General features: G+C 48.0%; 3 protein-coding genes. All 3 read left to right on the top strand.

The annotated features are described in order from the left end of the window. Window positions 1–230: 230 nt before the first annotated feature. Window positions 231–725 carry a MarR family transcriptional regulator gene (locus ACTHUE_RS12965; RefSeq protein WP_004521040.1) on the top strand — a complete coding sequence of 165 codons (495 nt, stop codon included), beginning with the start codon at window positions 231–233 and terminating at the stop codon, window positions 723–725. Window positions 726–774: 49 nt separating this feature from the next. Next, entirely contained in the window at window positions 775–2,181 is a 1,407-nt protein-coding gene (locus ACTHUE_RS12960; RefSeq protein WP_004521041.1) for an efflux transporter outer membrane subunit, read from the top strand. 223 nt (window positions 2,182–2,404) lie between these two features. After that, complete coding sequence (locus ACTHUE_RS12955; protein ID WP_004521042.1) at window positions 2,405–3,595, top strand: HlyD family secretion protein; 1,191 nt, start codon at window positions 2,405–2,407, stop codon at window positions 3,593–3,595. Window positions 3,596–3,691: the final 96 nt, after the last annotated feature.

Below are 3,691 nucleotides of genomic sequence, written 5' to 3'. Positions count from 1 at the left end.
ATCAAGGTTTCAGACGGCCTTTTTTATGGTCGAATTTTCATGATTTAGGCATAGAAAACTCCGTTTAGTAGGAGCATGTAACCGATTATCAGATTTTCATACACTAAAATAATCATCTGAATTAGTATAACGTCTTAAAGTAAGTAATTGGTATCTTAAAGTAAATTATTACATCATATTTTATTTTGATTGATATCGAATAAAATAATTCACTCAGAAAGAAGGAATTTATGAGTTTTTCACAAACCGAATTAGTCAACGCAATGCGTTTGCTTTCTACCCGTCTGCCGCAGTTTCCGGAGCAGCAAAACCAAGTATCCCGCATGTTGCGCATTGTAACCGAACGTTTGAGTAGCCATTTGAACGAAAACCTGAAAGCGTTCGGCATCAATGAAAACCTGTGGTTTTCCCTGATGGCGGTTTACGTCAGCCCAAACAGCGAAATCCTGCCTTCGCGCTTGAGCGACTTGATGGACTTGACGCGCACCAGTGCAACACGCCTGTCGGACGACATGGTTGAGCGCGGCTGGGTAGAGCGTTATATCAATCAGAAAGACCGCCGTCAGATTGTGCTAAAATTGACCCCTTCGGGTGAGACCTTCATCCACGAAGTATGGCCGCAAATTGCCCGTCAGAGCGGCCAGGCGTGGGAAGATTTCACGAAAGAGGATTATGATACGCTGCAACACCTGTTGGGTAAACTGTTGAACCGTTTGGGCAATTGACAACAGACGGCCTGATGGTCTGCGGCAGGCACACATAAACGGAGTCTGTATGAAATTAGGTTTGGTCAAATCAAGCGTATGCGTTGCCGCTGTTTCGTTGTTGGCGGCGTGTGCGCCGTTCGGCAAACAGTCGCCTTTGGATGAGACAACAGCCTATCCGCTGCCGCAAGGCCAATCTGCCGCTACTGCCCAAGACGGCTGGTGGATGAAGCTGAAAGATAAAAAATTAAACAATTTGATTGCTTCCGCCATTCAGACGTCTACCAATCTGCGTGTCGTCAAGGCAAGGTTTGAGCAGGCTCAGGCGCAGCTGGGCGTTGTAGGAGCCGCAAACAAACCGCAAGTCGGCTTGGGTGTAACCGGTATCGGTACCTATGTTTCACCCAAACCTCAAGCCGGTATGGTCGATACTGACCATACATTGGTTTTGGCGCACGCAGCCTTACAAGGCAGTTTGGTTTTCGACTTTTGGGGTAAAAACCGAGAGCAGATTCAAGCTGTTTTAGGAAAAAGCAGGGCTGCGGTGTATGAAGCTCATCATATCCGCACCGAGTTGGCTCACGCCGTTGCCGCCCAATATTTTGCGTGGCAGATGGCGACAGAACAATTGGCTTTGTTGGATACGCGTATAGAGCTGGCGGATAAAGCATTGAAACTGATGCAACAACGCGTTAAAGCGCAGCTGGCTCCTGCCGATGCCTTGCACGCTCTGGAAATGGCGCAACAGCAATTACAGCTTGAAAAATCGGCATGGACTCAGAAAAATGAGAAAATCCGCAACAGTCTGGCTGTATTGACCGGCCGTGTACCGGGTGTATTAAATGGACAGATTCCGGAAAAAATGGCGGCTGTGCCGTCATCGCCGGTTAGCCGTATTGAGGCGGATTTGCTGGCGGCCCGCCCCGATATCGCGGCGCAAAAAGCCTTGCTTGAGGAGAAATGGCATATCGTCAAATCGACCGAAGCAGAGTTTTACCCGAATATCGAATTAAAAGTTTTGGCAGGGATGACGCACATTGATGCGTTCAATCTGATTCGCGGACGGACATCCGGTATGTTGGGCATTGTTCCGGCTTTGAATCTGCCATTGTTTACTTCCGGCGCGCTGCAGTCCAAATTGGCGGGCAAACGCGCCCAATATAACGAGCAGGTTGCCGTGTATGACCAAACCGTTTTGAACGCCATGCGTTCGGCGGCAGATGCTGTAGTCGACTATCAAAGCCTGAAAAGCCGACAAGATACTTGGAATAAGATGGTCAATATTGCCGATAAATCTGTGCAAAATGCGAAAGGACGTGTTCGTGCAGGTTTGGATAACGGCTTGACCGCTTTGCAAAAACAAGACGAAGCTGCGCGTACAAAAATGTCGGCGGTTCAATACCATGCAGAATATCTGACAGCTTGGAGTAACCTCAATGCCCAGTTGGGTGGAGGCTTTAAATTAAATAAGAAATAAACGTTTTATTAAAACGTAGGCCGTCTGAAAGTGATTTCAGACGGCCTTTTGCTTACCTTATTTACATTTGCTACCGGAAGAAATTATTGTAATGAATAGAGTGTAACTATAAAATATGACCCTTTAGCGCGTTAAACGCTCGTATTGGGGCTGATGGTATAAGTCAGCTACCCAGCAAGACAATAATATCGTTATCACATGTGCAGAATTAAAGTTAGGACTTATGGATACTCAATCGGAAAAAAATAATGTCCAAAAAGAACCGGAAGTAGTCGCTTCCGGCGCTAAAACGCATCGCAAACGCAATTTGGTTATCGTTACACTCCTATTCCTTATTGCGGCAGCAGGAGTCGCTTTGGCGTATTTCCTGTTTTGGCAGCATGAAGAAGAAACGGAAGATGCTTATGTGGCCGGTCATTTGGTGATGATTACGCCGCAGGTGAACGGCACGGTGCGCAAAGTCATGTATGACGATACGGATGTCGTGAAAAAAGGCGATGTGTTGGTGGCTTTGGACGATAGCGATTTTCAGCTGGCATACGATCGCGCACAAAATGAATTGATTCAGGCCATCCGTCAAAACAAACAGCAAACTGCGGTCAATTCAAAAGCCAAAGCGCAAGTGTTGTTGCGCAAAGCCGATTTGGCCCGTGCGCAAGCCGATTTGCGCCGCCGCGAATCTTTGGCGGGTACGGAAGCGGTTTCCGGAGAAGAACTCAGCCATGCCCGTGCCGCTGTGGTTCAGGCTCAGGCTGCATTGAAAGCGGTTGAGGCGGAAGAAGTTTCCGCTCAGGCAGCGTTGGGCAGCAATATTCCTCTGCGCCAACAACCGGCAGTTCAGACGGCCATCAGCCACATCAAAGACGCTTGGCTGAATTTGCAACGTACGCAAATCCGTTCGCCGATTAGCGGCCAAATTGCCAAACGTAATGTCCAAGTCGGCCAACGTATCGTACAAGGTACGCCGATGATGGCTGTTGTGCCTCTGTCTGAATTGTGGGTGGATGCCAACTTTAAAGAATCGCAACTGCGCAAAATGAAAATCGGCCAGCCTGTTGAAATGACAGCCGATTTGTACGGCAGCAAAGTGGTTTACCATGGCAAGGTAATGGGCTTGTCAGCCGGTACGGGCAGCGCGTTCTCATTACTGCCGGCACAAAACGCAACGGGCAACTGGATTAAAGTTGTGCAACGTGTGCCGGTGCGTATCAGTTTGGATGCCAAAGAATTGCAACAAAATCCGCTCCGTGTTGGTTTGTCGATGACTGTTAAAGTCGATATTGCCGAGAAGGGCAGCGGTAAAGCCATGACTGCCGAAGCGGAACAAAATACTGCCTTGCCGGAAACGGAAAGTGTGGATTGGAAAGCCGCCGATGCTTTAGTCGATAAAATCTTCGAGCAATACGCAAAATAATCTTTTCAGACGGCCTGAGTCTTTTATTGAAGGCTCAGGCCGTCTGAAATATTGATTCTCTTCAATCGACCGCTTTGGCGGTTGTCTTATAGTTTA

This window comes from Neisseria sp. P0021.S005 (assembly GCF_051956955.1).
Note: the sequence above shows the minus strand (reverse complement) of the source record. Positions and strands in the feature narration are given on the sequence as shown.

Bases quoted from the DNA above. Each gene is read 5' to 3' on its own strand.
- ACTHUE_RS12965 (WP_004521040.1), top strand. From the start codon at position 231: ATGAGTTTTTCACAAACCGAATTAGTCAACGCAATGCGTTTGCTTTCT.
- ACTHUE_RS12960 (WP_004521041.1), top strand. From the start codon at position 775: ATGAAATTAGGTTTGGTCAAATCAAGCGTATGCGTTGCCGCTGTTTCG.
- ACTHUE_RS12955 (WP_004521042.1), top strand. From the start codon at position 2,405: ATGGATACTCAATCGGAAAAAAATAATGTCCAAAAAGAACCGGAAGTA.